General features: G+C 60.9%; 2 protein-coding genes and 1 pseudogene. All 3 read left to right on the forward strand.

Annotation, left to right across the window (positions count from 1 at the left end; genetic code table 11):
• Positions 1 to 60 precede the first annotated feature (60 nt).
• A pseudogene (locus EN925_RS41710) lies at positions 61 to 627 on the forward strand (molybdopterin cofactor-binding domain-containing protein); the annotation flags it as partial.
• Positions 628 to 830: 203 nt separating this feature from the next.
• Positions 831 to 1,811 (forward strand): molybdopterin cofactor-binding domain-containing protein, encoded by a 981-nt coding sequence (locus tag EN925_RS41715; protein ID WP_348630375.1) that lies wholly within the window; start codon positions 831 to 833, stop codon positions 1,809 to 1,811.
• Between the two features lie 23 nt (positions 1,812 to 1,834).
• Positions 1,835 to 2,296 carry a RidA family protein gene (locus tag EN925_RS32215; RefSeq protein WP_027161650.1) on the forward strand — a complete coding sequence of 154 codons (462 nt, stop codon included), beginning with the start codon at positions 1,835 to 1,837 and terminating at the stop codon, positions 2,294 to 2,296.
• Positions 2,297 to 2,376 lie beyond the last annotated feature (80 nt).

Genomic DNA, 2,376 nt, shown 5'->3' on the forward strand with positions numbered 1-2,376 from the left:
TTCAAGGAGGATGCGAAGGCCGGTGATTTCGATGCCGCCTGGGCGGATGCGACGGTAAAGATCGACGAAAAATATTCGACGCCGACCCAGCATCACAATCCGATCGAACTGTTTTCGACCACCGCAATATGGCAAGGCGACCAGTTGACCATACACGAGCCCAGCCAGAACGTTACCGGCTGGAAGGTGGAACTGGCACGCCAGCTGAAGCTCGATCCGGCCAATGTGCGGATCGTCAGTCCCTATATCGGCGGTGCCTTCGGCTCCAAGGGGCCGATGACGGCACGCACCGCTATCGTTGCCGTCGCGGCGCGACGCATTGGCCGCCCGGTTCGCTGCGTCGTCAATCGCATGCAAGCCTTCGGTACGCAGACCTATCGCGCCGAAACGCGGCATCGGATCCGCATGGGCGCCGGCAAGGACGGCCGCATCACGGCGTTCGGACATGAGGCCTGGGAGGTGACGTCACGCCCTGACCCTTATGTCGTCGGCGGCACGTCCGCCACCGCGCGCATGTACAATTACGGCGCCGTTCTGACGCATGTTTCGCTGGTTCATGCCGACCGCAACACGCCTGGCTACATGCGATCGCCGCCGGAGACGCCTTATGTCTACGCGCTGGAAAACGCCATGGACGAAATGGCTGTGGCCCTCGGCATGGATCCTGTCGAGTTTCGTCGCATCAATGAACCGGAGAAGGAGCCCATCGGAGGCAAGCCATTTTCCAGCCGCTCACTCATCAAGTGCTACGACCAGGCGTCGGAGGCCTTTGGCTGGTCGAAGCGCGATCCCAAGGTCGGCTCTATGCGCGACGGCGACTGGCTGTCGGGATGGGCTGTGCGACGGCGATCTATCCGACTGCCGCCGCGCCCTGCGCGGCCCGGGTTCGTCTCACCGCCGACGGCGAGGTTCGGATCCAGTGCGGCTCCCATGAAATCGGCACCGGCGTTCGCACCATCGCCGGCCAGATGGCGGCCGAAAGACTGGGCATCGGCATGGACAAGATCAGCGTCGAGATGGGCGACAGTGCCTTGCCGCCGGCTCCCGTGTCGGGCGGATCGATCTCGACCGCCAGTGTCTGCTCGGCGGTCATGAAAGCCTGCGACGCGATACGCGGAAAGCTGTTCGCCGCCGCTGCGGGCAGGGGGGCTCCGCTGGCCGGTTCGGGCAATGCGAAGCTGGACTTGAAGGACGAAGAGGTCGTCACCGAGACCGGCAAGTCCGCAAAGCTGGCTGATGTCTTCAAGGCTATGCAAGTCGGCGCCATCGAGGAATATGCCGAGTTTGCGCCGAAGGGTTCTTCGCCTGAAGCCCTCAGCAAACTCTATGCCGGACAGTCGGAATTTCATGGTGGAGAGAACGACGAAGATTCGGTCAAATATGCCTTTGGCGCCGAGTTCGTCGAAGTGCGCATCAACAGCTATACACGCGAAATCCGGGTCCCGCGCATCGTCGGGGCCTTCGCCGCCGGGCGCATCATGAACACGCGCACCGCGCGCAGCCAGCTGATGGGTGGCATGATCTGGGGCATCGGCCAGGCGTTGCACGAGGCGACGGAAATCGATCAGCGACACGCGCGCTACGTCAACCGCGACCTGCAGGACTATCTCGTACCGGTCAACGCCGACATCAAACAGGTCGACGTTATCCTGGTCCCCGAAATCGACCATCAGGTCAACCCTGCCGGCGTCAAGGGTTTGGGCGAACTCGGCAATGTCGGAACGGCTGCTGCCGTGGCGAGTGCCGTCTATCATGCCACCGGCAAGCGCATTCGCGATCTGCCGATCAGAATAGACGATTTGATAGGCTGACGATCAAGAGTTCTGGACGAAGCATGGAACTCGTAACCCATAAGAAATTCAAAAACGGAAAGTTGATGCCGTGGGGAAAAGGCACGGTCGTCTCCGGAGCAAGGGGATTTGTCTACCTTTGCGGAAATACGGCAACCGCCGAAAATTATGATCCGACCGGAAAGAGAGGAGGGGGATTCACTGGCGATGCGGCGGCACAGTGGCGCGCAATTCTGGCGAACATCAAATCAGATCTGGAAGAACTCGGCAGCGCGCTCGACTATCTCATCCGGCTGACCTTCTTCATCAAGGGGCCATTTCCCGATGGCGGCGTTCTGAGTTCACCCAATTTTCGTCTCGACGTACTGGACGAGTTCTTTGCCGAGCATTGCCCGAAGCACTGCAGCTATAACAACCCGCCGCCTTCGGAGGTGATCGGAGTTGCAGCGCTTGCGCAAGCCGACATCGTCGTTGAAATTGTTGCGGTGGCGGCGTTGCCTGACTGAAGAATTTCGCATGCAGCGCTGGCTTGATTGACTTGGCTCTCGCGTGTCACTCCGGGGCTGTGGCGGGAGCCGTGTAACGG

The sequence above is a fragment of the Mesorhizobium sp. M7A.F.Ca.US.006.04.2.1 genome (genome assembly GCF_004022915.1).
Lineage (GTDB): Bacteria > Pseudomonadota > Alphaproteobacteria > Rhizobiales > Rhizobiaceae > Mesorhizobium > Mesorhizobium ciceri.

What these genes read in the sequence shown, in the direction of transcription:
- EN925_RS41715 (WP_348630375.1), top strand. Translation starts at nt 831, where the DNA reads ATGGGCTGTGCGACGGCGATCTATCCGACTGCCGCCGCGCCCTGCGCG.
- EN925_RS32215 (WP_027161650.1), top strand. Translation starts at nt 1,835, where the DNA reads ATGGAACTCGTAACCCATAAGAAATTCAAAAACGGAAAGTTGATGCCG.